At 72.9% G+C, this 24987-nt stretch carries 24 protein-coding genes; 17 read left to right on the forward strand and 7 right to left on the reverse strand.

Annotated elements, in window-relative coordinates:
• Positions 1-161 precede the first annotated feature (161 nt).
• The 4 genes from ACIRQH_RS17150 (at position 162) to ACIRQH_RS17165 (ending at position 3448) form a co-directional block, all read left to right on the forward strand.
• Positions 162-761: a DUF5134 domain-containing protein gene (locus ACIRQH_RS17150; RefSeq protein WP_388870446.1), complete on the forward strand. Its 600-nt coding sequence runs from the start codon at positions 162-164 to the stop codon at positions 759-761.
• Between the two features lie 104 nt (positions 762-865).
• Positions 866-1801 carry a M56 family metallopeptidase gene (locus ACIRQH_RS17155; RefSeq protein ID WP_358816688.1) on the forward strand — a complete coding sequence of 312 codons (936 nt, stop codon included), beginning with the start codon at positions 866-868 and terminating at the stop codon, positions 1799-1801.
• 250 nt (positions 1802-2051) lie between these two features.
• Entirely contained in the window at positions 2052-2717 is a 666-nt protein-coding gene (locus ACIRQH_RS17160) for a phosphatase PAP2 family protein (RefSeq protein WP_404226450.1), read from the forward strand.
• Between the two features lie 32 nt (positions 2718-2749).
• A complete protein-coding gene (locus tag ACIRQH_RS17165; RefSeq protein ID WP_404226451.1) occupies positions 2750-3448 on the forward strand; it encodes an HAD family hydrolase in 699 nt (232 codons plus the stop codon).
• A 21-nt stretch (positions 3449-3469) separates the two neighbouring features.
• Here the strand turns inward: ACIRQH_RS17165 and ACIRQH_RS17170 are convergent, their stop codons facing one another.
• Positions 3470-3715, reverse strand: coding sequence for a DUF2630 family protein (locus ACIRQH_RS17170; protein ID WP_358816690.1), 246 nt, complete (start codon positions 3713-3715; stop codon positions 3470-3472).
• A gap of 249 nt (positions 3716-3964) precedes the next feature.
• Here ACIRQH_RS17170 and ACIRQH_RS17175 point away from each other — a divergent pair, with 249 nt between their 5' ends.
• Together ACIRQH_RS17175 and ACIRQH_RS17180 are read left to right on the forward strand one after the other, a co-directional pair.
• Complete coding sequence (locus tag ACIRQH_RS17175) at positions 3965-4210, forward strand: hypothetical protein (RefSeq protein ID WP_404226452.1); 246 nt, start codon at positions 3965-3967, stop codon at positions 4208-4210.
• Between the two features lie 160 nt (positions 4211-4370).
• Positions 4371-5048, forward strand: a complete 678-nt coding sequence (locus ACIRQH_RS17180; protein ID WP_358816692.1) for a helix-turn-helix domain-containing protein — start codon at positions 4371-4373, stop codon at positions 5046-5048.
• Here the strand turns inward: ACIRQH_RS17180 and ACIRQH_RS17185 are convergent.
• Positions 5036-6538 carry a hypothetical protein gene (locus ACIRQH_RS17185; RefSeq protein WP_358816693.1) on the reverse strand — a complete coding sequence of 501 codons (1503 nt, stop codon included), beginning with the start codon at positions 6536-6538 and terminating at the stop codon, positions 5036-5038. The two genes, ACIRQH_RS17180 and ACIRQH_RS17185, sit on opposite strands and share 13 nt — an antisense overlap.
• 229 nt (positions 6539-6767) lie before the next feature.
• Between ACIRQH_RS17185 and ACIRQH_RS17190 the strand changes: the two genes are divergently transcribed.
• Entirely contained in the window at positions 6768-7379 is a 612-nt protein-coding gene (locus tag ACIRQH_RS17190; RefSeq protein ID WP_388870462.1) for a DUF305 domain-containing protein, read from the forward strand.
• 27 nt (positions 7380-7406) lie between these two features.
• On the opposite strand, the gene ACIRQH_RS17195 is transcribed toward ACIRQH_RS17190, so the two are convergent.
• Entirely contained in the window at positions 7407-7874 is a 468-nt protein-coding gene (locus ACIRQH_RS17195; protein WP_358816821.1) for a DUF6214 family protein, read from the reverse strand.
• Positions 7875-8087: 213 nt separating this feature from the next.
• Here ACIRQH_RS17195 and ACIRQH_RS17200 point away from each other — a divergent pair, with 213 nt between their 5' ends.
• Together ACIRQH_RS17200 and ACIRQH_RS17205 are read left to right on the forward strand one after the other, a co-directional pair.
• Positions 8088-9437 carry an FAD-dependent oxidoreductase gene (locus tag ACIRQH_RS17200; protein ID WP_388933598.1) on the forward strand — a complete coding sequence of 450 codons (1350 nt, stop codon included), beginning with the start codon at positions 8088-8090 and terminating at the stop codon, positions 9435-9437.
• A gap of 198 nt (positions 9438-9635) precedes the next feature.
• Positions 9636-10991, forward strand: a complete 1356-nt coding sequence (locus tag ACIRQH_RS17205; protein WP_358816696.1) for a nucleobase:cation symporter-2 family protein — start codon at positions 9636-9638, stop codon at positions 10989-10991.
• Here the strand turns inward: ACIRQH_RS17205 and ACIRQH_RS17210 are convergent.
• A complete protein-coding gene (locus tag ACIRQH_RS17210; protein WP_358816697.1) occupies positions 10977-11336 on the reverse strand; it encodes a helix-turn-helix transcriptional regulator in 360 nt (119 codons plus the stop codon). The two genes, ACIRQH_RS17205 and ACIRQH_RS17210, sit on opposite strands and share 15 nt — an antisense overlap.
• A gap of 152 nt (positions 11337-11488) precedes the next feature.
• Here ACIRQH_RS17210 and ACIRQH_RS17215 point away from each other — a divergent pair, with 152 nt between their 5' ends.
• From ACIRQH_RS17215 to ACIRQH_RS17230, 4 genes are all read left to right on the forward strand, one after another.
• On the forward strand, positions 11489-12568 hold the full coding sequence (locus ACIRQH_RS17215; protein WP_404226453.1) for an NADH:flavin oxidoreductase/NADH oxidase: 1080 nt from the start codon (positions 11489-11491) through the stop codon (positions 12566-12568).
• A gap of 179 nt (positions 12569-12747) precedes the next feature.
• Positions 12748-13050 carry a hypothetical protein gene (locus ACIRQH_RS17220; protein ID WP_358816699.1) on the forward strand — a complete coding sequence of 101 codons (303 nt, stop codon included), beginning with the start codon at positions 12748-12750 and terminating at the stop codon, positions 13048-13050.
• 208 nt (positions 13051-13258) lie between these two features.
• Positions 13259-15004 carry a phosphatidylglycerol lysyltransferase domain-containing protein gene (locus ACIRQH_RS17225; RefSeq protein ID WP_358816822.1) on the forward strand — a complete coding sequence of 582 codons (1746 nt, stop codon included), beginning with the start codon at positions 13259-13261 and terminating at the stop codon, positions 15002-15004.
• A gap of 120 nt (positions 15005-15124) precedes the next feature.
• Complete coding sequence (locus ACIRQH_RS17230) at positions 15125-17200, forward strand: HEAT repeat domain-containing protein (protein WP_404226454.1); 2076 nt, start codon at positions 15125-15127, stop codon at positions 17198-17200.
• 142 nt (positions 17201-17342) lie between these two features.
• Here ACIRQH_RS17230 and ACIRQH_RS17235 read toward each other — a convergent pair whose 3' ends face one another.
• Complete coding sequence (locus ACIRQH_RS17235; RefSeq protein WP_404226455.1) at positions 17343-17915, reverse strand: hypothetical protein; 573 nt, start codon at positions 17913-17915, stop codon at positions 17343-17345.
• A gap of 273 nt (positions 17916-18188) precedes the next feature.
• On the opposite strand from ACIRQH_RS17235, the gene ACIRQH_RS17240 reads away from it, so the two are divergent.
• From ACIRQH_RS17240 to ACIRQH_RS17255, 4 genes are all read left to right on the forward strand, one after another.
• Positions 18189-19274 carry a WD40/YVTN/BNR-like repeat-containing protein gene (locus ACIRQH_RS17240; RefSeq protein ID WP_388933611.1) on the forward strand — a complete coding sequence of 362 codons (1086 nt, stop codon included), beginning with the start codon at positions 18189-18191 and terminating at the stop codon, positions 19272-19274.
• Positions 19275-19427: 153 nt separating this feature from the next.
• Entirely contained in the window at positions 19428-20105 is a 678-nt protein-coding gene (locus tag ACIRQH_RS17245; protein WP_404226456.1) for a uracil-DNA glycosylase, read from the forward strand.
• Positions 20106-20155: 50 nt separating this feature from the next.
• Complete coding sequence (locus ACIRQH_RS17250; protein WP_404226585.1) at positions 20156-21199, forward strand: N-acetylglucosamine kinase; 1044 nt, start codon at positions 20156-20158, stop codon at positions 21197-21199.
• 129 nt (positions 21200-21328) lie between these two features.
• Positions 21329-22249 carry a hypothetical protein gene (locus ACIRQH_RS17255; protein ID WP_358816704.1) on the forward strand — a complete coding sequence of 307 codons (921 nt, stop codon included), beginning with the start codon at positions 21329-21331 and terminating at the stop codon, positions 22247-22249.
• A gap of 230 nt (positions 22250-22479) precedes the next feature.
• On the opposite strand, the gene ACIRQH_RS17260 is transcribed toward ACIRQH_RS17255, so the two are convergent.
• On the reverse strand, positions 22480-23526 hold the full coding sequence (locus ACIRQH_RS17260) for a lactonase family protein (RefSeq protein ID WP_358816705.1): 1047 nt from the start codon (positions 23524-23526) through the stop codon (positions 22480-22482).
• A gap of 227 nt (positions 23527-23753) precedes the next feature.
• Positions 23754-24851: a nitric oxide synthase oxygenase gene (locus ACIRQH_RS17265; RefSeq protein ID WP_404226586.1), complete on the reverse strand. Its 1098-nt coding sequence runs from the start codon at positions 24849-24851 to the stop codon at positions 23754-23756.
• Positions 24852-24987: the final 136 nt, after the last annotated feature.

The raw sequence follows: 24987 nt of genomic DNA on the forward strand, positions 1-24987 counted from the left end.
GCGCCCCGGCCGGCCTGGGCATGCCCTGACCGACCAACCAACCGTCCGTCCGTCCGTCCGTCCGTCCTTCCGAGGCTGTGGCGCGGCGACCGCCGCCGCGCCGTCCGGCATCGGCGTCCTTCGTCCGTCGTGTCGGCGTCGTCGAGCGGGGAGGCTCCACGGTGTACGAACCGGCTTCGCCCGGCTGGCTGCTCGTCGCACTGTGCGCGGCCACCGGGGCCTACTGCCTGCTGCGGATGCGCAGCCCCGTCGAGGAACAGCGGCGCACCGCGGGTGCCGAGGCGCTCATGGGGTTCGGCATGGCCGCGATGGCCGTACCGGCCGCCGTGGTGGTCCCGCCCCGCTGGGCATGGCTCGCGTACGTGACCGTGTTCGGTGCCGCCGCGCTGCGGGGCCTGCGGACCGCGAGGAGCAGCCCCCATCAGGTGCACCATCTGATGGGCGCTGTCGCCATGGTCTACATGGCGGCCGTGATGACCGTCGCTCCGGCCCACCACGCACACAGCCACGGCAGCGCGGGGGTCCCCCTCATCACCGGAGCGCTTCTCCTCTACTTCACCGGCTACGTCCTCCGCTCGGGCGTCCGGCTCCTGCCCCTGGCTGCGTCCGGTGGCGGTCTTGGCAGTGGCACCAGGAGTACGCCCGTCACCGAGGAGTGGGGCGCGCGTCGTACCGTCCGGTGGGGGGACCGGCCCGAGCTCTCCCAGGCCTGCCGTCTGTCGATGGGGATCGCGATGCTGGCGATGCTGGTCACGCTCTGAGACAGGGCCCTGCGTCCAGCCGGAGCTGTACGAAACCGTGGCGTACGTCACTTGCCGTCGCTGACCGTATCCAGCGGCGACGCCCCGCTCATAGGCTTCGGCCCATGATGGTCCCCGCGGCACTGTTGCTGCTCGGCGCCCTGGTCGCCGTGGTCGCTCCGCGACTGCTTGCCCGGGCGGACTGGCCGGACCGAGAACCGGTGGTCGCCCTGTGGGTCTGGCAGTGCGTGGTGGCGGCGGTTCTGCTGTGCTGCGTCCTGTCGATGACCCTCTCCGCGGCGGCGGCCTGGGCCGCCGTGCGCGGCCACCTCTTCGATGGCGCACCGGCCCCTGTCGTGGACGCCTACGCGCTGAGCGCGGGCAGCCCCTGGGCCGCGACGACCGCCGTGGCCCTCGCGTGCGGTGGTGCCTGGACCGCGGCGATGCTGGCGCGGGAGATCTTCCGGGCGCGGCGCAGGCGCCGGCAGAGCCGTCGCGAACTCCTCGTGCGGGCGCCGCTGTTGCCCGGTGAGGAGCCCGGCGAGGATCGTCTCGTCGTGCTGGAGGGGGAGCGTCCCGACGCCTGGTGGCTACCCGGCGCGGCGCCCCAACTCGTCATCACCACAGCCGCGTTGCGGCGCCTGAAGGGACGCCAGCTGGACGCCGTGCTCGCTCACGAGCAGGGGCACGCGCGGGCCCGCCACGACTGGCTGCTGCACTGTTCGGGGGCCCTGGCCAACGGATTCCCCCAGGTGCCCGTCTTCGCGGCGTTCCGCGACGAGATGCACCGGCTGGTGGAGCTCGCCGCGGACGACGTCGCGTCGCGGCGCTTCGGGCGTCTGACGATCGCGCTCGCCCTGGTCGAACTCAACGAGGACCGCGGGGTGTTCGGGCCGTGCCCGACGCCGGGGGCGCATGTCCCCCAGCGCGTGGACCGCCTCCTCGCACCCCGGCACCGGCTCACGGCGACGCGGCGACTCCAGTTGACGGCGGCCGCCGCGTTGGTGCCGGTGATTCCGGTGCTGGTGGCGTTCGTTCCGGGGTTGCGGGCGCTGGGGTAGTCCACTCCCCGTCCAGCCCCTCCGGCGTCGGAGGGGCGGGGTCTGGAGCGGAGCTCCAGGTCCGGGCGGGTAGGAACGGAGGGGCGAAGGAAGGCTTGAGGTGGCACGGCCCGGAGCGACCGGTGGCTCCGGTGGTGGCAACCCGCTCCGTCCCGGCGGGGCGCGTCGAGGGGTGGATGGCAACTGGCTCCGCCCCGGCGGAGCGCGTCGGGGTGAGGGCCGAAGGGCGTCCGTCGGCGAGGATCGGTGCATGCGCCTCCCGCCCGGCCCCCCGACCCGCACAGCGCTGATCACGGCGGCAGCACTGGCCCCACCCACGGTGGCCCTTCTCCTCCTCGTCGCCCTCTCCTGGGGCCCCCTCATGACCCTGGACGAGGACATCGCCGGCACCACGCACCGGTGGGCGGTCGACGCACCGAGCGCCACGCACGTGTGCCGGATCCTGACGGACTGGTTGTGGGACCCCTGGACCATGCGGGCGCTGTGCGCGGTGGCCGTGGTCCGGCTGGTCCTGCGCCACGCGGTGTGGGGGCTCGCCCTGTGGCTGGTCGCCGCGTGCGCGCTCGGCACACTGTTGCAGCAGGGGCTCAAGTGGGCGGTCGGACGCGACCGGCCCGTCTGGCCCGACCCGGTCGACTCCGCCCACTACGCCGCCTTCCCCTCCGGCCACGCCCTCACGGCCACCGTCGTCTGCGGCCTGCTGCTGTGGCTCCTCCACCGGTACGACGCCGGACGCGCCGTGCGGTGCACAGCGGTGGCCCTGGCCGTCGTCAGCGTCGTGGGGGTGGGGCTGACCCGCGTATGGCTCGGGGTGCACTGGCCGTCCGACGTGGTGGGCGGCTGGCTCATCGGGGCCCTCGTCGTGGCCCTTGCCGTGGGCGCCTACGGACGGTGGGACGACCGGGGGCCCTCTTGACCGGCGGTGTCGGCTCACCGAAGGATTCCCCCATGACCGTCAAGGGCGTGCTGTTCGACTTCTCCGGGACCCTCTTCCGTATCGAGTCCGCCGACTCCTGGCTGCGCGCCGCCCTCGCCGGGACCGGGCACGACCTCTCCGAGGCGGAACTGGCGCACACGGCACGGGCGCTGGAGTCGGCGGGTGCGCTCCCCGGTGGCGCCAAGCCGACCGTGCCGGTACCGGCGCATCTCGACGCCGTGTGGGCCGCCCGGGACCGGAGTGCCGCCGAGCACAGGGCCGCGTTCACCGGTCTCTCCCGGCTGGTGTCCCTGCCCGGACCCGATCTGCACGACGCGCTGTATCAGCGCCACATGGCGCCCGCCGCCTGGACCCCTTACCCGGACGCCGGCGACGTGCTCGGCGCGCTGCGCGAGCGCGGTGTCGCGGTCGGCGTGGTCAGCAACATCGGGTGGGACCTGCGCCCCGTGTTCCGCGAGCACGGTCTCGACTCGCACGTGGGGGCCTACACGCTGTCGTACGAGCACGGCATCCAGAAGCCGGATCCGCGGCTCTTCGCGATCGCCTGCACCGCGCTCGGCGTCGCTCCCGAGGACACCCTGATGGTCGGCGACGACCGGCGGGCGGACGGCGGTGCGGCAGCCCTGGGCTGCGCGGTGCACTTCGTCGACCATCTGCCCCTGACGGACCGCCCGGACGGGCTCCGGGCGGTGCTCGGTCCGCCGGACTGACGGACCGCCCGAGAGCCGCCCTCAGCCCAGATAGCCCTCGACCTGCGACGACGGCCTCGACTGCGCCTCGTCCGGGTTCTCACCGAACTCGGACTTGGCACGCCGCTGACGCAGCAGGTCCCAGCACTGGTCGAGCTCGCGCTCCAGATCCGAAAGACGCGCGTGCTCCGTGGAGCTGTCGATCTCGCCCGCCGCCACGGCGTCGCGCAGCCGTCGCTCGTCGTCCACCATCGCCGTGATCCTGGTCAGGATCTGCTCTTGATCCATGTCCGTATGCCTCCTCAGGGCTCCAGGCCACTCTATGGAGGACGCGCGGGCTCGGCGAGCGATAGAGGTGGCCTCGGGCGACCTTCAGGGGTACCACGCGTCCCGCCTGGGCCGATCCTCCGCGCGATGGATCACTCTCGGGCTTGATCGGCCAGCGATGGTCAAGCTTGGACCAACACGGGTCAAATGACCCTAAATACGGGAGACGTGGCTAGGTTGGCGCCCCCACCGCACTCTCATGAGGTGTCCTTGAAGACAGCACTCTGGATCCTCCTCGCCGGGCTGCTCACGTATGTCACCGGCGCCGCCCTCCTCAACACCGCGCTCAGCCGGGACAGGCAATCCCTCGTAGGCAACGCGCTGCTGAGCCTGTGCATGGGCTGGTACATGGCCGCCAGTTGGCGGCGCGTCCTCCGTGCCACGCGCGGCGACCCCGCGGAGGAGGAGGCGACCCCGACGCGGACCGCGCCCGCGATGCACGAGGGCGGTTCCTGAGGGCGCCGACAGCACGGCGCACGTCGCTGCCGCGTCCGACCTGAGGCGATCCCCCGCGTCGCCCCAGGTCGGCGGCAGCCCGGAAGCGACCCGCGGAGGGCCTCGATCCGGACGCGTTGAGTATAGTTGGCTGGCAGCCAGTCAACGCAGGAGTTACAGCATGTCCCCGCGAAGCGCCTCGGTCAATGAAGAGTTGCGGCGGCGTTCCCGGGAGCGGCTGCTCCAGGCCGCCGTGGAGCTGGTCAGCGAGCGCGGCTACGACGCGACGACGCTCGGGGACATCGCCGACCGGGCGGGATCGGCCCGCGGACTGGTGTCGTACTACTTCCCCGGCAAGCGCCAGCTCCTCCAGTCGGCCGTGCACCGGCTGATGCACCGCACACTGGAGGAGGCGCTCCAGCGCGAGCCGCGCACCGAGGACGGCCGGGAGCGGATGGCACGGGCCATCGACGCGATCCTCGGTCTCACCCGCGACCAGCCGGTGCTCATGCGCCAGCACATGGCCGGACTGCTCCAGGCCGAGGGGTTCGTCCAGTGCCCGGAGCAGCGCCGGCTCTCCGAACTGCTCGGGGAGACCGTCGCAGCGTACGGCTCGACGCAGGTCACGGCGGACTACCCGATGCTGCGGGCGCTGCTCATGGGCGCGGTCTACGCGGCACTGGTGCCGGGCGTGCCGATGCAGGTTCCGGTGCTGCGGACGGAGTTGTTCAAACGGTACCGGCTGGAATGGGAGTTGGGGGTTCCGCCCGATGCCGAGGCATCGGGCGGAACCCCCGGGACGGATCTGTCACGCTTCTTCGAGACAGGCCCGGAGCCGGAGGACGATCAGTCGAAGTAGTCCGGCTGCGTCTGGACGTTGAGCTCACGCAGGTGGACCCGCTTGGCCGGGTCCGTCCGCCGGTCGCTGAGCTTCAGCACGTCGAAGCCCTTGGCGATGTCGTTCGAGTAGATGTAGCCGTTGTAGTAGTACGCCGACCAGGAGCCGCCGACCTGCAGGGTGTCGGTGGACAGCGGGCCGCGCTCGAAGTAGGCGATCTCCTTCGGCTCGGCGGAGTTCGTGAAGTCCCAGACGGAGACGCCTCCCTGGTACCACGCCTGGACCATGAGGTCCTTGCCCTTGACCGGGATCAGCGAGCCGTTGTGGGCCACGCAGTTCTCGGTGTCGGCCTGGTGGCGGGGAATCTTGTAGTAGCTCCGGAAGACGAGCTTGCGGTGGTCTCCCCTGCCGACGATGTCGTAGATGCCGTCGGCGCCGCGGTCGGGGCCGGTCGCCTCGTTGCAGGTGGCCGCTCCGCCGCCGCCCAGCTCGTCGGTGAACACGACCTTGTCGGCCTTCTGATTGAAGGTCGCCGAGTGCCAGAACGCGAAGTTCACGTTGTCCTGGACCCGGTCGATGACCTCCGGGTGCTCCGGGTCCTCGATGGAGAACAGGATGCCGTCACCCATGCAGGCGCCCGCGGCCAGGTCCTTCGACGGCAGGACCGTGATGTCGTGGCAGCCGGTCGTCTTGGAGACGCCCGGGTTGGTGGGCGAGCCGGGGTTGCCGCCGCCGTCGGGTCCCTCGCCCGGGAAGAGCACGGGGAAGTTCACCACGGCCGCCTTCTCCGGGGCGTTGCGCGGGACCTTGATGACCGAGATGCCGTCGTGCGGGGGCAGGCAGTCGGGGAAGGTGGCGCTCGGCGAGTACGAGGAGACGTAGACGTAGACGTTCTTGCGCTCGGGCACCAGCGAGTGGGTGTGCGAGCCGCAGGCGGTCTCGACGGCCGCGACGTACTTGGGGTTGGCCTTGTCGCTGATGTCGAAGATCTTCATGCCCTCCCACGAGGACTTCTCGGTCGCGGGCTGCGTCGTGCTCGCACACGAGTTGTCGCTGCGCGAGGAGTCGGTCGACAGGAAGAGCAGGTCTCCGGAGACGGACACGTCGTTCTGCGAGCCGGGGCAGAGCACCTGCGCGACGGTCTTCGGCGCCTTCGGGTTGCTGATGTCGAAGACGCGGAACCCGTCGTAGTTGCCGGCGAAGGCGTACCTGCCCTGGAAGGCCAGGTCCGAGTTGAGGCCGGTGAAGGCCTCCTTGGGGACGTTGGCGAGATGTTCGATGTTGTCGGAGTGGACGACCTCGTCGGTCCCGGGTATCCCTCCGCTCGCGATCGCCGCGCGCGCCTCGGCGGCTTCGCTGCCGGAAACCTGCTCCCGTGTGGTGGGGGTGTCCCCGGGGTCGGGGGTGGCGGACGCCGGGACTGCTGTGAACAACGCGGCCAGGAGTCCGGCCGCAGCCGCGACAACTCCCAGTCTCCTGCGCCGCGTTCGGGGGTGGTTCAACAGGGTCACTGTGTTCTCCCTTGTAGCCGTTCGCAGTCGAACGGTTCACGGACCCCTGAAGTATCGTCCTCACCATGTACAGATCAACAGATGGCAACGTACTCGTAATGAACGTTTTTGATCAGTCACGTTCGGAAGCGTGTTAGGACGGTCATCAACACCCGTGTGATGTCCGCCGATTCGTGCGCCGCAGGAGGTCGCTGTGCTCGCTGGTCATGCGTCCCGTACACCCCTGGTCGTGGCTTCGCTGGCCGTCGCCGCCCTCGCGCTGGCGGGCTGCGACTCCGGCTCCGACACCAAGTCCGCAGCGACGGACGGGCCTTCGGTGATCGCGCCCGGCAGACCGGGTGAGGCGGCGGAGACCCTGTCCGCGAAGGAGGCGGACGAACGGCGCCCCGACGACACCCCCAACGCCGCCGACCTCGCCTACGCGCGGATGATGATCACCCACCACACCCAGGCCCTGCGGATGACCGAACTCGCTCCGGACCGCGCGAAGTCGGGCCCCGTCCGACGGATCGCCGAACGGATCGCCGCCGCGCAGGGTCCGGAGATCGCCACCATGAAGAGCTGGCTGAAGGCGCACGGCGGCGCCGGCGCGTCCACGGGCCACGACCACGCGGACATGCCCGGCATGGCGACGAAGGCGCAGCTCGAGGAGTTGCGCGCGGCCGACGGCACCGCGTTCGACCGGCTCTTCCTCCGGCTGATGATCACCCATCACGACGGCGCGATCACCATGGCCACGGACGTGAAGGCGCAGGGCAACAACATCCAGATCGAGGAGATGGCCGACGACGTGATCGCGCAGCAGACGAGCGAGATCAGCCGGATGCGCGCGATGTCCTGACGCCCACGGCCCTCCGGTCCGCCGGCGTCAGCGGCGGACGTGACGTGGCGTCAGCAGCCCCGCGTCCCGGGCCCCGGCGATCAGCCGCAGGGACTTTCGGCGGCTGTGCCCGGTGGCGTCCATCACCGCGAGCACCGGATCCACACCCTCCTCCTGGGCGGCGCGGTACTCGTCGGCGATCAGCTGACGGCCCTCGGCGCCACGCGGCCAGGCCGGCCGGGCCCTGCGCGCCTGGCCCTCCTGCTCCGGGTCCCCGTCGGCGCCGAGCCTGCTTCCGCACGCCTCGAACAGCGGCTCCTCGATCCAGTCGGCGACCGTCGCGAGGTCGTCGAGCGAGAGGGGCGGCTCGGCCCGTACGTCCTCGACCGACAGGCCGGCTTCCGCCAGCACGGCGAGCAGGTCGACGCGGGCGCCGTCGGCGAAGGCCAGCCGGACATGGAACCAGGAGGTGGCGGTCTCGCCCTCCCGGACCTCCCAGGCGGGCCACACCGACACCGCGCCGTCCGCGCGGCATCGGTCGGACAGATTAAGGAACGATGCTTCTAGCACATACGGAACGTAACCGCATCATCACATTCCATACGAACGGACACGCGCGCCTCTGCCCCGCGCAGCACCCTGTCAGCGGAGCACCGGGGGTGCGATCCTGGAGGGACCAGCGCTCTCACGTCCGCGATCTTCCTGATCCCTCGGGTGAGGAGTTCCGCCGTGCTGCATGTCGCCGTCGTCGGCTCGGGACCCAGCGGGGTCTACAGCGCCCAGAGCCTTGTCCATCGGAGCGGTCCGCCCGACGTCCGGGTCGACGTCCTGGACCGGCTGCCCTGCCCGTACGGCCTGGTGCGCTACGGGGTCGCGCCCGACCACGAGAAGATCAAGTCGTTGCAGAACAACCTGCGCGCCGTCCTGGAGGACGAGCGGGTGCGGTTCCTCGGCGGTGTCCAGATCGGCCCGGGCGGGATCCCCGTGGCGCGGCTGCGGGAGCTGTACCACGCGGTCGTGTACTGCGTCGGCGCCGCCACCGACCGGCATCTCGGCGTGCCCGGCGAGGACCTTCCGGGCAGCTGGTCGGCCACCGAGTTCGTGTCCTGGTACAGCGCGCACCCCGACGCGGAGGTCGAGGAGTTCGTGCGGGACGCGCGCTCGGCCGTGGTCATCGGCGTCGGGAACGTCGCCGTGGACGTGACCCGGATCCTGGCGCGTGGCGCACCGGAACTCAGCCCTACGGACATCCCGGAGGCGGCCCTCGCCGCGCTGGCGGCCGGCAAGGTCGCCGACATCAGCATGGTCGGACGACGCGGACCCTCGCAGGCCCGGTTCACCACCAAGGAGCTGCGCGAGCTGGGCACCCTGCCCGGTGCCGAAGTGGTCGTGGATCCGGCGGAGTTGGCGCTCGACCCGGCCTACCTCGACCCGTCGGGCCTGCCCGCCGCGCAGCGGCGCAACGTGGAGGTGCTGCGGGGATGGGCCGCCGCGACGCCGCTCGGGCGGCCCCGTCGCATCCGCCCGCGGTTCTTCCTGCGCCCCGTCGAACTCCTCGCGGACGGCGGGCGCGTGGGGGCGGTGCGCTTCGAACGGACGGTGCCGGACGGGGCGGGCGGGGTCACGGGGACGGGCCGGTACGAGGAGATCGAGGCGCAGTTGGTGCTGCGTTCGGTGGGCTACCGGGGGATGCCGCTCGACGGGCTGCCCTTCGACCCCCTCCTCGGTACGGTGCCGAACCTGGCCGGGAGGGTCCTGCGGGACGGCACGGTCGTTCCCGGCGAGTACGTGGCGGGGTGGATCAAGCGCGGCCCGACCGGCGTCATCGGAACCAACCGGCCCTGCGCCAAGGAGACGGTGACCTCGCTGCTGGAGGACGCCCCCGCTCTCGTACGGCGGAAGGTCGCCGAGGATCCCCTCGAAGCCCTGCTGGCCGAGGGCGTACGGCCGGTCGAGTGGGCCGGGTGGCAGGCGATCGAGCGGGCCGAGGCGGAACTCGGTGCGCGGCTCGGCCGGGGCGTGGTCAAGCTGCCCGACTGGGACGCGCTGTGGACGGCGGCTCGGGCCGCGGGCCGCTGACGGCCCGTCGGCCGCTCCAGGGCTCGGCCACCGCGTGGAGGCGTTCCCGGCTCCCTTGCCGGCCGGTTCGCGACCCATGACACACACCGGCAACAGACCGGAAATCAACAAACTGTTCAAGGCGCCTACGGTCTCGTGCTGTCCGGGCGTGCGCAGGCCGTGCGGACGTCCCCTCTCCCCGCAGCTTCTGGAGTGCCCATGGCAACCACCGCTCCCGTGCATCCCGTAGACGAGGTTCCACCCGTACGCCAGCTGGCCGCCTTCGGGCTCCAGCACGTGCTCGCGATGTACGCGGGCGCGGTGGCCGTGCCGCTGATCGTGGGCGGCGCGATGAAGCTGTCGCCCGCCGATCTGGCGTATCTGATCACCGCGGACCTGCTCGTGTGCGGCATCGCGACGCTGATCCAGTGCGTGGGTTTCTGGCGCTTCGGTGTACGGCTGCCCATCATGCAGGGGTGCACCTTCGCCGCCGTCTCGCCGATGGTGCTCATCGGGACGACGGGCGGCGGACTGCCCGCGATCTACGGGTCGGTGATCGTGGCGGGCCTCGCGATCGTCCTGCTCGCCCCGGTCTTCGGACGGCTGTTGCGCTTCTTCCCGCCGCTCGTCACGGGCACGGTCATTCTGATCATCGGCGTCTCGCTGCTGCCGGTGGCGGGCAACTGGGCGGCGGGCGGTGCGGGCGCCGAGGACTTCGGGGAGCCGAAGAACCTGGCGCTCGCCGGGTTCGTGCTGGCCGTGGTCCTGGGCGTGCAGCGATTCGCGCCCGCCTTCCTGAGCCGGATCGCCGTCCTCATCGGCATCGCCGTGGGTCTCGCGGTGGCGGTGCCGTTCGGGTTCACGGACTTCGGCGGGGTCGGGGACGCCGACTGGATGGGCATCAGCACGCCGTTCCACTTCGGGGCGCCGTCGTTCCACGCCTCGGCGATCGTGTCGATGCTGGTCGTGGCGCTGGTGACGATGACCGAGACGACCGGTGACCTCATCGCGGTCGGTGAGATGACCGACCGGCCCATCGAGGCGCGCACGCTCGCGGACGGTCTGCGGGCCGACGGTCTGTCCACGGTCCTGGGCGGTGTCTTCAACACGTTCCCGTACACGGCGTTCGCGCAGAACGTGGGTCTCGTGGGCATGACCCGGGTGCGCAGCCGGTGGGTGGTCGCGGCGGCGGGCGGCATCCTCGTCGTGCTCGGCCTGCTGCCGAAGCTGGGTGCGGTCGTCGCGGCGATACCCGCGCCCGTGCTCGGCGGCGCCGGCCTGGTGATGTTCGGGACCGTCGCGGCGAGCGGACTTCGCACCCTCGCCGCGGTGGACTTCAAGGGCAACGACAACCTGACGGTGGTCGCCGTCTCGGTCGCGATCGGCATGCTGCCGGTCGGCGTGCCCGGGGTCTACGCCCGGTTCCCCGACTGGTTCCAGACGGTCATGAACAGCGGTATCAGCGCGGGCTGTCTGACGGCGATCGCTCTCAACCTGCTCTTCAACCACCTTCCCGGCAGGGAGAGCCGGCCGGCGACCGGAGCGGAGCCGGAGGCGGCCTCAGCGCCCGCCTAGCCGGTCCGACTGGCGGGCCGCCGCCTCCAGGACGCGGCCGAGCAGGCCGGGGAACAGGGCCTCCAGGTCGTCCGCGCGCAGCCCGTTCATCTTGGCCGTGCCGCGGTAGACCTGCCGGATCACGCCGCTCTCCCGGAGGACCCGGAAGTGATGGGTCGTCGTGGACTTGGTGACCGGCAGCACGAAGTGCGAACACGAGAGCTCGCCGCCGTCGGCGGCGAGTTCTCGCACGACCTGGAGGCGCATCGGGTCGGAGAGCGCGTGCAACACGGACTCCAGCCGGATCTCCTCGCACGGGGGATGCGGCAGATCACGGCCACTGGGGGCGGGGGCGGCGGTCGTCACGGCGGCTCCACATCGTCCGGGGACCTCGGTCCGGGTCCGGGCTCCGCACCCGGAGCCCTCATAGTACGACGATCATCGTAGTTTGACACTCGCCGTACTACGGGGCCTATCGTGCGAGCCGTACACCGGCCCCGCGACGAATGGAGTCCGCCGTGAGCGCGCTCTTCGAGCCCTGCGTCCTGCGCGACGTCACCATCCCCAACCGGGTCTGGATGCCGCCGATGTGCCAGTACTCGGCAGCCCCGGAGGGCCCCTCCACGGGCGCCCCGCACGACTGGCACCTCGCCCACTACGCGGCACGCGCCACCGGTGGAACGGGACTGATCGTCGTCGAGGCGACCGCCGTCTCGCCCGAGGGCCGGATCTCCCCGTACGACCTGGGCATCTGGAACGACACCCAGGTCGAGGCGTTCCGCCGGATCACGGGGTTCCTCGCGGACCAGGGCACGGTGCCCGCGAGCCAGCTCGGGCACGGCGGCCGCAAGGCCTCGACCGACCGGCCCTGGAAGGGGGGCGCGCCGGTCGGCCCGGACGCGTACGGCTGGCGGGCGCTCGCCCCGAGCCCCCTCCCCTTCGACGACGGGCATCCGGTCCCGGACGAGCTGACGGTCGCCGGGATCCGGGAGATCGTCGGGCAGTTCGCGGACGCGGCCCGGCGCGCTCTCGCCGCCGGTTTCGAGATCGTCGAGATCCACGGTGCCCACGGCTACCTCGTCAACGAGTTCCTCTCCCCGCACTCCAACCACCGCACCGACGCGTACGGCGGCTCGTACGGGAACCGGACCCGGTTCGCGCTCGAGGTCGTGGACGCCGTGCGGGAGGTCTGGCCGGACGGCAAGCCGCTCTTCTTCCGCGTCTCGGCGACGGACTGGCTGGAGGACGCCGGCTGGAGCGCGGACGACACCGTCCGTTTCGCGGACGCGTTGCACGAGCACGGGGTGGATCTGCTCGACGTCTCCACGGGCGGGAACGCGCCGGGCGTGCGCATCCCCGTCGGACCCGGCTACCAAGTGCCCTTCGCCGCCCGGGTGAAGAAGGAGACGCCACTCGCCGTCGCGGCGGTCGGCCTCATCACCGGCGTCGAGCAGGCCGAGAAGATCGTCGCCAACGGCGAGGCCGACGCGGTGCTGCTGGGCCGTGAGCTGCTGCGCAACCCGTCCTTCGCGCGGCTCGCGGCACGCGAACTCGGCGCCGAGGTCCACGTGCCGGAGCAGTACCACCGCTCCGTGTGACACCACCTGCCGCGAACTCCCCCTGACGTAGGCCTTGTTGGCGTCGCGCCCGACACGCCGGAGTGTGACGGGCGCGACCCGGGGTACCCGGCACGGGACAATGGGAACAAGGCCACGCCGGGGCGACCCTACGTGCTGTAGGTTCCCCCGGGGAAAGCGTCGTACGTCAGGGGGAGCCTGTGAGGGAACGTGACGCCGGACGCACGGGGCGTGGTCCGGCGTCCGTGCTGGCACTGCTCGTGCCGAGTCTGGGGATCGCCGCGGTGGGCGTGTACCACCTGTGCGGATTCGATCTGCACGCCCTGCACGGGCGCCCGCACCTGGGCGACGGACTGACCATGGCCGGGGTGATCACGGCCCTCGTCGCGGCGGGTGCCGCGCTGGGTGACCTCCTGTGGTGGGCCGGCACCCGCCGCCGCCCCCTCGGAGAGAGCGGGGACCCCTGCCCGGGCGGGCAGTTGAAGAACCCCCGGCGCAACTGACGGCGACGAGCAGAGCGATTCACACCACTCCCTTACCCCCGTAACACCCTCCTACGTGGCGACCACCCTCCCCTTCCCTACACCATGTAGTGTTCCGCCCTCTGCTCGCACCGGTTCGCCCGGCCGCTCCCCAAGGTGATGCTCCACGGTGTCCGTACAACAGTCAGCGCCCCTCAAGGAACAGCGGAACACCGGCGCGCGCCCGGGGGTGGCCCCGCCCGGACGGACGGGCGCCGAGCTCCGGCGACGGGCCGCCGCCTCCACCGTCTGGTACCTGAGGCTCCTCGCGCTGCTCAACGTCGTCGCGGTGGTCTCGCTGCCGTTCGGCGAAGAGGTCCACGAGCACAACGCCGGTCAGTACTTCACCCCGTACCTGGCCACCGCCGGTCTCGTGTCGGCGGCGCTGGCCCTCTTCCTCGCCCTCGTGATGCGACGCCGCAAACGCGCCGCGTGGATCTTCAACATGCTGCTGGCCGGCCCACTCCTCGTGCTCTACGGGGTGGCACTGAGCCAGGAGCGCTACCGGCAGCACTGGTTCAACTGGCTCTCGGTCCTGCTCACCGCTCTCTTCGTCGGGGCCCTGGTGCTGGGACGCAGGGAGTTCCATGCCGTCGGGGACCGCTCGAACCCCCGCCTCGCGCTGGCCGTCGGCGCCGGCGGGCTCCTCGTCAGCGCCGCTCTCGGCACCGCGCTGGTGAGCGCCACCAACCGTGTCGCGGGAACGCCGCTGGGCGACCGCATCGCGTACACCCTGCTGCGCGGCGTCAGCGTCGGCCCGCTCGCCGACCGCTTCGACACCGTCGCCGCCCCGCGCTGGGCGGACGTCCTGATCAACGTCCTCATGGCCGGCACCTTCCTGCTGGTGCTCTACGCCTGCTTCCGCTCCCCCCGCGGTCTCGAACTCCTCGGTGAGCAGGACGAGATGCGACTGCGGGAGCTGCTGGCCCGGCACGGGGAACGGGACTCGCTCGGCTACTTCGCGCTGCGCCGCGACAAGGCGGTCATCTGGTCCCCGAGCGGCAAGGCCGCGATCGCGTACGGAGTCGTCGGCGGCGTGACCCTCGCCTCCGGCGATCCGATCGGCGACCCGGAGGCGTGGCCCGGCGCGATCGAGGCGTGGCTGCGGGAGGCGCGGCGGCACGCGTGGACGCCCGCGGTGATGGGCGCGAGCGAGGAGGCCGGAACCGTGTACGCCCGGCACGGCCTGGACGCGCTGGAGCTCGGCGACGAGGCCGTCGTGGACCGCGCCGACTTCACCCTGGAGGGCCGCGCGATGCGGGGCGTCCGGCAGGCGCACAACCGGGTCCGGCGCGCCGGCCACACGGTCCGTGTCCGGCGGCACGAGGACATCCCCGACGCCGAGATGGCCGCTCTGACCGACCTGGCGGACCAGTGGCGCGACGGGGAGACCGAGCGCGGCTTCTCGATGGCGCTCGGCCGGCTCGGGGACGCGGCCGACGGCCGGTGCGTGATGCTGGAGTGCCAGGACGGGGACGGGGTGCCCCGGGCCGTTCTGAGCTTCGTACCGTGGGGCGTACGGGGGCTGTCCCTCGACCTGATGCGCCGCGACCGGAACTCCGACAACGGGCTCATGGAGTTCATGGTGATCGAACTCCTGCGGCGAGCCGAGGAGATCGGCGTCGACCGGGTGTCCCTGAACTTCGCGATGTTCCGGTCCGTCTTCGAGCGCGGGACGCGGCTGGGCGCGGGGCCCGTGCTGCGTCTGTGGTGCTCGGTGCTGACGTTCCTCTCGCGCTGGTGGCAGCTCGAATCCCTCTACCGGGCCAACGCCAAGTACCGGCCGGTCTGGGAACCCCGCTATCTGCTCTTCGAGAAGAGCGCCGATCTCCCCCGGATCGGCATCGCCGCCGCGCGTGCCGAGGGCTTCCTCGCGCCGCCCGCGCTTCCCCGATTCCCCGCGCGGCGCCCGGAACGCCCCCGCCGAGCGTCGTAAAGCGGCCTTTATCGCGGGAGTTGGCCGGGTTGTCACGGTCGACGTGACGGCGCCCGGGCGTCACTGTCAGTGCCGTGGTGCACACTCGCGATCAGTGGCCGTACGCCTGGGGAGGACGCCGTGTTCAGGGGGATCGACGAGGTCGACTGGGCCTCGATGGAGCATGCCTACGGAAGCGCCGCGGACGTGCCGGAGCTGCTGCGGGGCCTGGCCTCGCGGCACCCCCATGAGCGGGAGGCGTCCCTCGACGGGATGTACGGGGCGGTGCACCACCAGGGCGACGTGTACGACTCGACGCTCGCGTGCATCCCCTTCCTCTTCGGCCTCGTCCGGCACACCGGGCTACCGGACCGCGGTGGCATCGTGGAGCTGCTCGCCAGCATCGGCGGCGGGGACATCGACGACGAGCCGGCGGAGGCCGGAGTCGAGTGGGCCGGCGGTCCCGGCGGGGGCGTGGGCCCGGGCGGCCCGGACATGGAGGACCGGGCCGACGACAACTACACCGTGGCGCGGGCCGCGATACGGGCGGGTGCCACCGTCTTCCTGGACCTGATGACGGACGGCGACCCCGAGGTGCGCCGCGCCGTACCGACGGCGTTCGTGCGGTTCTGCGAGGCACCCGACCGCGTACTGGCCCTGATGAGGCGGCAGTTGGCGGACGAGCACGACGAGGGAGTCCGCCTCGCCCTGGTCGAGGGCCTCGGACTGTTCGCCCGGCTGCACCCGAGTCTCTCCGCCCCGGCCGTCGACCTGCTGGCGTCGCTCTGCGCCCCGCCGCACGAACCGGGACTGCGGCTCGCCGCGCTCGGGCAGCTGGCCCTGTGCGCCCCCGACCGCCTGCCGGCCGACCTCGTGAGCACGGTCGTGGCACTGCTCCACACCAGGTCACGGCACTTTCGGCCGTCGGGAGAGCCCACCCGGACGTCCACCGACACGCTCCTCGGCCGCCTGCGCCGCATGCGCCCGGCGGACGAGGAGGGCGCCCAGCTGCTCCGGACGCTGCACACCGCGCTGGGCGCCCGCACCGGGGACCGGATCGCTCTGCTCAAGGGGCAGTTGAGCAGCGCGGACACGGCCGACCGGTGCAACGCCGTCTGGATGTCGGCGGGGCTGTTCCGCGAATGGCGGGCCGCCTACGCGGAGCCCGTCGCGCTGATCGGCGAGCAACTGGCCTCGGACGAGGAGCAGTTGCGGCAGGCCGCCGTGTCCGTCCTGGAGTTCCTCTTCAACCTGGCGGAACCGGCGGCCGACCGCCTCGCCGCCCTCGTCGCGTCGGACCCGGCCTCCTGGGAGCGCGGCACGGCCACGCTGGGCGGCCCGCTCAGGGCGCTCGCCCGGACGGGAGACCCGCGCGCGGTGCCGGCCCTCGCCGAGGTCCTGCGGCGACGGGTCGTTCCGAACGAGACCGGTTACACCGTCCGTCACCTCGGCCCGGCCGCCGTCCCCCTGGCGCCGCTGCTGCGGGAGCGGCTGGCCGACGTCCCCCTCGACGACGCCGACACCTTCAGCCGGGCCGCTCCCCTGCTGTCCGCCCTGGGCGCCCTGCGGCACGCCGCCGCGGTTCCGGAGGTGCTCCGGCTGCTGCACGGCGTCCCCCGCGACCTGCGCATGCGGGGCTCCCTCGTGCGGGCGCTGACGGAAGCGCTGGGCGCGTTCGGGCCGGCGGCGCGGGAGGCGATACCCGCGCTGCGGGAGCTGCTGAGCGGCGACGACCCCGTGGCGGCGGCCGACGCGCTCTGGTCCGTCGAGGGCGACGCGGAGACCGTCCTGCCGCCCCTGCTGCGAGCGCTGGCTCGGCCGGGAGCCGCGGGGACCTCCCGGCCGGCCGCCTCGGCTCTGGCCCGCATGGGTCCGGCCGCGGGGGCCGCGCTCGTCGGGCTGCGGGGCCTGACGGACTCCGCCGACCTCTGGGAGCGGACGGCGGCCGCCTGCGCTTTCTGGGACATCGGCGCCGATCCGGCGCCGGTCCTGCCGGTGTTCCGTGACGCCTGGCGCCAGAACGCGTACACCCGCGGCGCCATCACCGCCTGCCTCGTCCGCATGGGTGACGCCGGCGCCCCGGCCCACGACCTGGTCGCCACGGAACTGGCCTCACCGCGGCGCCACCGAGCCCGCTCCGGCGGCTACGGCAGCCACGACGTCCTGGAGGACGAGACCTTGCTGCGGGACTGCCGAAGGGTGTTGGAGGGGGCGTAGCCGGGCGCGGGAGGCCGTAAGGGCGGGTCCGGCGGCTCGGCGACCCTGTGTTAGCAGGGGGCGGCGGCGCGGTGGGCCGTGTCTGCGGGCGTCCGCGGCGCGGGCCTTCGTGATGCGGGGCGCTCGCCGGGGGCGGTCCGGGTCAGCTCGTCATGCGGCTCCAGAGGGGGCCGATCCGTCGCCACTCGGTGTCCCACTGGTCCAAGCGACGCCGTTCCAGGCCGGCTCGCACGAGTCGGCCGGTGGCGAAGGGGATGCCTGCCGCGCTCACGCCGACCAGGGCGCCGACCAGGGACGCCCGGACGCGGGCCTGGGCGGCGGTGGCGGGGCGGCTGACGAGGCGGCCCTCACGGTCGGTCCACACCGCCACCGGGGTGCCCGCCGCGCTGCCCGTACGGACTCGGACCTGTCCGGAACGGGGTGCGCCGTCCGCCGTGGTCCAGCGGGCCTTCGCCCACACGATGCGGGCGCCGGACTCGGTCGTGGGTGGCACGTCCTCGGTGAGCCGGGCGGTCGCGGAGTGCCAGGCCGCCCGCTGCCCGGTCAGACCGTCCTCGACGGCCTGGGTGGCCGCGAGGCCGGTGACCACGCCGCCGTACACGGTGAACACCCAGGCGACCAGGAGGACCCAGCTCTCCAGGGCATCGCCGCGCCGCCGCAGCGGGTTGCGTCGCCACCGCCACAGCCACCTCTTCGGACCACGGAATGCCGCCATCAGGGGCATCCTCCCCACCTCCGCTCCGACCCGCCACATCTCCCTCCCTTACGCGCCCGCTCCCCTCGCTGCTCACGCGTTCCCGCCCGCCCGTCGGCCCCGGCACCGTCCGGCCCCGCTCGAAGCCGCCCCCGCACCGGCCGCGGCGATCCTCCGCAGGACGCCGACGCGACCCGTCCGACCAGCGCGGACGAGCGAGTCCGCGGTCGTTGTCGGTGCCGCGGTGCAGACTGGCCCGTAACGCAGACGACGAGGTCGCGGAGGTGACCGGGCATGGTCGACGTACTTCTCACCGTGGGCACGCGAAAGGGCCTCTTCATCGGGCGCAGGCACGCCGGTGTCTGGGCGTTCGACGAGAGTCCGTACTTCAACGCGCAGGCCGTGTACTCGGTCGCGATCGACACCCGGGGCGACCGGCCGCGGCTGCTCGCGGGCGGGGACAGCGCCCACTGGGGTCCCTCGGTGTTCCACTCGGACGATCTCGGTCTGAACTGGACCGAACCGGCGCGTCCCGCCGTGCGGTTCCCCAAGGAGACGGGGGCATCGCTGGAGCGGGTGTGGCAGCTGCACCCGGCAGCCGGCGAACCCGACGTGGTGTACGCGGGGACGGAGCCGGCGGCGCTGTACCGCTCGACGGACCGGGGCGAGTCCTTCGAGCTCGTCCGTCCGCTGTGGGAGCACCCGACCCGTTCACGGTGGGTGCCGGGCGGCGGCGGTGAGGGCCTGCACACGATCCTGACCGACGAGCGCGACCCGAAGGCGCTGACGGTGGCCGTCTCGACGGCCGGTGTGTTCCGCACCGGCGACGGCGGCGCGAGCTGGCAGCCCGCCAACTCCGGTGTCTCCGCGGTCTTCCTGCCGGACCCGGACCCGGAGTTCGGGCAGTGCGTGCACAAGGTCGCGCGCGACGCGGCGGACCCGGACCGCCTCTACCTCCAGAACCACTGGGGTGTGTACCGCAGTGACGACGCGGGCGGGCGGTGGACCGACATCGGCGCCGGCCTGCCGTCGACGTTCGGATTCGCCGCGGCGGCCCATCCGCACCGCGGCGACACGGCGTACGTCTTCCCGATCAACGCGGACGCGGACCGGGTCCCGGCCGGTCGGAGATGCCGTGTCTTCCGGACGTCGGACGCGGGGCGGAACTGGGAGGCGCTCACGGCGGGCCTGCCTGCGGAGGACCACTACGGCACGGTGCTGCGCGACGCGCTCTGCACCGACGACGCCGACCCGGCGGGCGTGTACTTCGGCAATCGCAACGGCGAGGTCTACGCGTCCGCGGACGACGGCGACTCCTGGGAACAGCTCACCTCTCACCTGCCGGATGTCCTGTGCGTCCGCGCGGCGGTCGTGGCCTGACGTCGGGAAGTCCACTGCGCGGGCTGACCACAACGCCCCGCCAGGAAGGGCACCTTGTCCGGCGAGGAACCGATGTGCCCGCGAAACGGTCATCCGTGATCACCCGACGACACCGGTTGATCTCCGTCGCGGGTACGGCAGTAGGGTGACGCCGTGGCACCACGACCGTTGCATGAGATCGTCGAACCGGGCTGGGCGAAGGCCCTCGAACCCGTCGCCGGACGAATCGCCGAGATGGGCGACTTCCTGCGCGCGGAGATCGCCGCGGGGCGCACCTATCTACCGGCCGGCGCGAACGTCCTGCGGGCGTTCCAGCAGCCCTTCGACGAGGTGCGCGTCCTCATCGTCGGGCAGGACCCGTACCCGACACCGGGACACGCGGTGGGTCTGTCGTTCTCGGTGGCCCCCGACGTGCGTCCGCTCCCGCCGAGCCTGATCAACATCTACCGCGAGCTGACCACCGACCTGGGGCTGCCCCAGCCGTCCGACGGCGACCTCACCCCGTGGACGCGGCAGGGTGTGCTGTTGCTCAACAGGGCTCTCACCACGGCCCCGCGCAGCCCGGCCGCCCACCGCGGCAAGGGCTGGGAGGAGGTCACCGAGCAGGCGATCCGGGCGCTGGCCGCCCGCGGGCGGCCGCTGGTGTCGATCCTGTGGGGCCGCGATGCCGGCAACCTCCGCCCCCTGCTGGGTGATCTGCCGTCGGTGCAGTCCTCGCATCCCTCCCCCATGTCGGCCGACCGCGGCTTCTTCGGGTCCCGCCCCTTCAGCCGCGCCAACGACCTGCTGGTCAAGCAGGGAGCCGAGCCGGTGGACTGGCGCCTGCAGTGACCTCCGGCGGTGGACGCGAGTCGCGGCAGGGTGCTCCGGGCCCGTCCGTGGTGCTGGCCGTGGACTCGGGAGGTTCCGGGCTGCGCGTGGCCCTCGCGGCGCACGGGGCACCGAACGACGCCGAAATCGCCGCAGGTCGACGTGGGCTCACAGCCGCTCAGCCGATCACGCCGAGCGACCCCCTCAGCTCCGAGGAGCCGGTGCGCACCGGGCCGCGGGGGATCTCGGCCGGCCATCTTCTGGAGCAACTGCTGCCGATGGCGGGCCGGTTGATGGAGGCGGCCGGCGCCGTCCGGCTCGGGGCCGTGGCCGTCGGCGCGGCGGGCCTGGCGACGCTCGGTGACGAGCTGCGGGACGAGCTGCCCGCCGCACTGGAGCGTGAACTCGGCGTACGACGGCTCGCGTTGGTGGCCGACGCGGTGACGGCGTACACCGGCGCGCTCGGTCCGCGGGCCGGTGCGGTGATCGCCGCGGGCACCGGCATGATCGCGATCGGGACCGACCTCAGGTCATGGCGCAGGGCGGACGGCTGGGGACATCTGCTCGGCGACTGCGGCGGAGGCGCCTGGATCGGGCGAGCGGGCCTGGAAGCGGCTCTGCGGGCCTTCGACGGGCGCCAGGGCGGTTCGGCTGAGCTGCTGGCCGGGGCCGAGGAGATGTTCGGGCCGATGCCGGAGCTGCCGGGCCGCCTGTACCCGCGCCCCGACCGGCCCGCCGTGCTCGCCGCCTTCGCCCCGCAGGTCGCCGCCCGCGCCGGGAGCGACCCGGTGGCCGCGGGCATCCTGCGATCCGCCGCACGGCACATGGCCGAGTCCGCGGCGGCCGCCTGCCCGGCCGACGGCGAACCGCTCCTCGCGCTCACCGGAGGTCTGTTCAGGATGGGTGAGGCGCTTCTCGCGCCGCTGCGCGCGGAGTTGGCCTCGCGGGTGCCGCACGCGCGACTGGTGGCCGCCGCGGGCGACCCGCTCGACGGGGCGCTCCGGATCGCCGTCGACCTCGCGGACGGCAGGCTCGCACTCCCTCAGGACGACCGGATGTTGTACGTGGTGACTGAAAAGCCCTATCCGGAAATCGATGCTCTGAATTCGGCGTAGGACCGACAAGGGGGTGAGTACCGATCACTTCTGATCGGTACGTAACTCATCAGACAAAAGCGGACGGATACCGCTCACCTGCACCCTCCCCGAACAGGGGAACCCAAGAAGCCAGTAACATGCGGCGCCATGAGCTCCCCCACTGGGCCCGCGTCCGGCCTGCCAGTACGAATGCCGCGACCCCGCCAGCCCGGACGGCACCGCCGCCCGGAGCCCCTGGCGGCTCCCGAGGGCGCGCCCGCGCTGCTCCTCGCGGTGCCGGGCACCCCCAGCGCCGCCACGCGCAGCCTCGCCGAGGAGGTCGTGAGCATCGCGCGCTCCGAGCTCCCCGGCCTCGACGCCCGTATCGGGTACCTGGACGGGGACGACGAGTTCCCCACGCTGCAGTCCGTGCTGGCCCACGCCTCCGAGGAGCGCTCCGCGCGCTTCGAGCAGGCCCGTGCGGCCGGTTCCGACGTGGCCCGGCCCGACGGCCCGGTCGCCATCGTCGTGCCCCTGCTCGCCGGTCCGGACAACGCGCTGCTGCGCCGCGTCCGTCAGGCGGTCATGGAGAGCCGTGTCGCGGCCGAACTGACCGATGTCCTCGGCCCGCACCCGCTGCTAGCCGAGGCGCTGCACGTGCGGCTCTCCGAGGCGGGCCTGGCCCGCGCCGACCGCGCCCGCCTGTTCACCGTGGCGACCGCCGCGGACGGTATCGTGCTCGCCGCGGTGGGCGGCGAGGAGGCCGTGCAGGCAGCCGGCATCACCGGCATGCTGCTCGCCGCGCGGCTCGCGGTTCCCGTGATGGCGGCGGCGCTCGACGAGGAGGGCTCGATCGCGGCCACCGCCGAGGAGCTGCGCAACTCGGGTTCGCAGCAGCTCGCGCTGGCCCCGTACCTGATCGGTCCGGAGCTCGACTCCGGGCTGCTCGAAGCCGCGGCCAAGGAGGCCGGCTGCCACGCCGCCGAGGCACTCGGCCCGTACCCGGCGATCGGCAAACTCGCGCTGGCCCAGTACACGTCGGCGCTGGGCATCGCCCCGCCGCAGACCCAGGGCGCGCCGGTCCGCTGACCCGGCTCTCCACCCGTAGGTCCTCGTACGGCCTGTCCGGCCCGTACGGCGAAGGGCCCGCTCCTGTCACAGGAGCGGGCCCTTTCCGTGTACGTGGGGTGCCTCGGCGTCTCCGGGATGGTGCCGTCGGTTACCCGCGCCCCAGGTGCCCGCAGGAAGGCCGGTCACGGCCTCCCTCACCGTGGCCGTGTCCGACGCCCGGGAGACCGTTCCGCGTGGACGCGGGCGACTCAGCCGAAGACCACGCAGGACGCGGCGGGCGCCCCGACCGAGCCGCCGCGGCGCGGCACGCCCGTGTCCGGGTCGACGACGAACCAGGTCACGTCGCCGGAGCGCTCGTTCGCGGCGTACAGGAAACGGCCCGACGGGTCGACGGTCAGCGCGCGGGGCCAGACGCCGCCACAGGGCACCGTGGCGACGAGGCGGAGGCCTTCGCCCACCGCGTCCGGCGTGAGGACGGAGACGACGTCCTGACCGCGCGTGGCGGTCCACACGAAGCGGCCGTCGGGTGAGACGGCGATGCCCGACGGGAACGCGTCACCGTCCGGGACGCCGGACAGTACCGGCGTCTCCCCCACCGGCCGCAGCGACCCCTCGGCGGCGTCCCAGCGGCAGACGGTGACGGTCGGGGCGAGTTCGTTGAGGATGTAGGCGTGTTCGCCGCCGGGGTGGAAGGCGAGGTGGCGCGGCCCGGAGCCGGGGCGCAGGGCGATCTCGCGGTGCACCCTGAGGTCGCCGTCGTCGAGGGCGCACACTCGGACGGAGTCGGTGCCGAGGTCGACGCTGACCGCCCAGCGGCCGGTGGGGTCGGGCTGCACCTGGTGGGCGTGCGGGCCCTGCTGGCGCGGCGTGTGCGGTCCTGAACCGGTGTGCCGGAGCACGCTGGAGGCGGCCCCGGCGAGACCGCCGCCGGGGCGGACGGGCACGGCGGAGACGCTGCCGGAACCGTAGTTGGCGGTCAGCACGTGTCCGTCGAACACGCTCAGGTGCGTGGGACCGCTGCCGCCGATCCGGGTCGGCGGGCCGGTCAGTTCCGGTTTGTCGGCGTGCAGGCGGTAGGCGGCCACGGCGCCCTCGGCCGTCTCGCTGACGGCGTAGAGGTGGTCCCCCGCGGGGGACACGGCGAGGTACGAGGGGTCGGGTACGCCGTCGACCGCGCTCAGGACGGTCAGTGCGCCGTTGTCCGGGTCCACGGCCGCGGTGAGGACACCGAGACCTCCTGCCGCCGTGAACGAGCCGATGTACGCCCTCTGTTGCCGCCTGCCGCCGCCTGTCACCGCTGTCCCCTCTCGGTCCCGCCTGCTCGGGGGCGACCGTAGCAGCCGGGGTCCTGCGGTCTAGACCAGGACCGCTGTACGGGCGCCACCGGACACCCGGTGTCACGCCGGTCCGCGTCCCGGAACGGGCCGGGCGCGCGCCCCGGTGGCCGACGGTGCCGCTCGCCTCCGTGGGAGGTCGGCGGTGTCCGGGCACGCCCGAGCCGATCCGCCGCACACCTCCCCGCTCACAAGTCGCCCGCGCCCCGGGCTCGTTCGAGCGCTTCCGGGTGGTGGACGTAGGCCGGATTCCGTTCGACGTTCTCGTAGGTGCGGTGGAAGACCGGAGTGGCGCTGGCGGAGATGGGCGGCACGATCCACGACCAGTCGGCGCCCACTTGGCGGCCCTTGCGTTCCTCGCGGCCCAGGTGGGTGAGGAAGCGCCGGGACTCGGTGTGGTGGTCGGTGACGGTGACGCCGACGCGGTCGAAGGAGTGCAGGACGGAACGGTTCAGCTCGACCAGGGCGCGGTCCTTCCACAGGGAGCGGTCCGTGCGGGTGTCGAGGCCGAGGCGCTCGGCGACGACGGGCAGCAGGTCGTACCGGTCGGTGTCGGCGAGGTTGCGGGCGCCGATCTCGGTGCCCATGTACCAGCCGTTGAAGGGCGCGGCGGGGTAGCAGACGCCGCCGATCTCCAGGCACATGTCGGAGAGGGCGGGCACCGCGTGCCAGCGCAGGCCGAGCGAGCGCCACCAGGCGTGCTCCGGGTGCGTCAGCTCGACCTCGAGGACCGCGTCCTCGGGGAGCTCGAACCAGCGCGGCCGGGAGCCGGCGTCCTGGACCAGCAACGGCAGGACGTCGAAGGGAGTACCGGGACCGCCGGGCCAGCCGAGCCTGCGGGCGGCGTCGGTGAGGCCGGTGTTGCGCGGGTCGCCGGTCACGCCGCCGTCGGGGCGCGGATAGCCGGCGTACCGGACGAGCTGTTCGTTCCAGATCCTGGGGGCGGGCCTGTCCGGCGCGTCGGGCGCGAAGACGGTGATGAGTGCCCGGATGCGGCCGCCCCGGGTGGCTTCGCGCAGGTGCTCCGCGCACTCCTCGGCGACGCCTTGAGCGTCCTGCACGTCCCTGCGGTCGCGCACGGTCAGCGAGTTCCAGTACAGGCGGCCGATGCAGCGGTTGGCGTTGCGCCAGGCGACCCGCGCGCCGAAGACCAGCTCGCTCGTGGTGTGCCGATAGGTCCCGGTGTCCGCGATCTCCGCGCGGACGGCGGCGAGACGACCGGCCGGGTCGCCGAGGCGTTCCTCGGTGTGGTGCAGGACGACGAACTCAGCGGCGGCGCGGATCAGTTCGCGGGAGCCCGGTTCCGGCGACTGCCGGACGGGATCGGGCGGGGATCCGGGAGCCGGTGCCGGATCGGTGCGGTGGGTGCCCGTGCGTGCACCCGGGACGGTCCGGCGGCCCTCGGCGACGGGACAACTCCGG

Source organism: Streptomyces sp. NPDC102279, assembly GCF_044766365.1.
Taxonomy (GTDB): domain Bacteria; phylum Actinomycetota; class Actinomycetes; order Streptomycetales; family Streptomycetaceae; genus Streptomyces.

What these genes read in the sequence shown, in the direction of transcription:
- ACIRQH_RS17205 (WP_358816696.1), top strand. Translation starts at nt 9,636, where the DNA reads ATGGCAACCACCGCTCCCGTGCATCCCGTAGACGAGGTTCCACCCGTA.
- ACIRQH_RS17165 (WP_404226451.1), top strand. Translation starts at nt 2,750, where the DNA reads ATGACCGTCAAGGGCGTGCTGTTCGACTTCTCCGGGACCCTCTTCCGT.
- ACIRQH_RS17170 (WP_358816690.1), bottom strand. Translation starts at nt 3,715, where the DNA reads ATGGATCAAGAGCAGATCCTGACCAGGATCACGGCGATGGTGGACGAC.
- ACIRQH_RS17180 (WP_358816692.1), top strand. Translation starts at nt 4,371, where the DNA reads ATGTCCCCGCGAAGCGCCTCGGTCAATGAAGAGTTGCGGCGGCGTTCC.
- ACIRQH_RS17240 (WP_388933611.1), top strand. Translation starts at nt 18,189, where the DNA reads ATGGTCGACGTACTTCTCACCGTGGGCACGCGAAAGGGCCTCTTCATC.
- ACIRQH_RS17160 (WP_404226450.1), top strand. Translation starts at nt 2,052, where the DNA reads ATGCGCCTCCCGCCCGGCCCCCCGACCCGCACAGCGCTGATCACGGCG.
- ACIRQH_RS17155 (WP_358816688.1), top strand. Translation starts at nt 866, where the DNA reads ATGATGGTCCCCGCGGCACTGTTGCTGCTCGGCGCCCTGGTCGCCGTG.
- ACIRQH_RS17235 (WP_404226455.1), bottom strand. Translation starts at nt 17,915, where the DNA reads ATGGCGGCATTCCGTGGTCCGAAGAGGTGGCTGTGGCGGTGGCGACGC.
- ACIRQH_RS17255 (WP_358816704.1), top strand. Translation starts at nt 21,329, where the DNA reads ATGAGCTCCCCCACTGGGCCCGCGTCCGGCCTGCCAGTACGAATGCCG.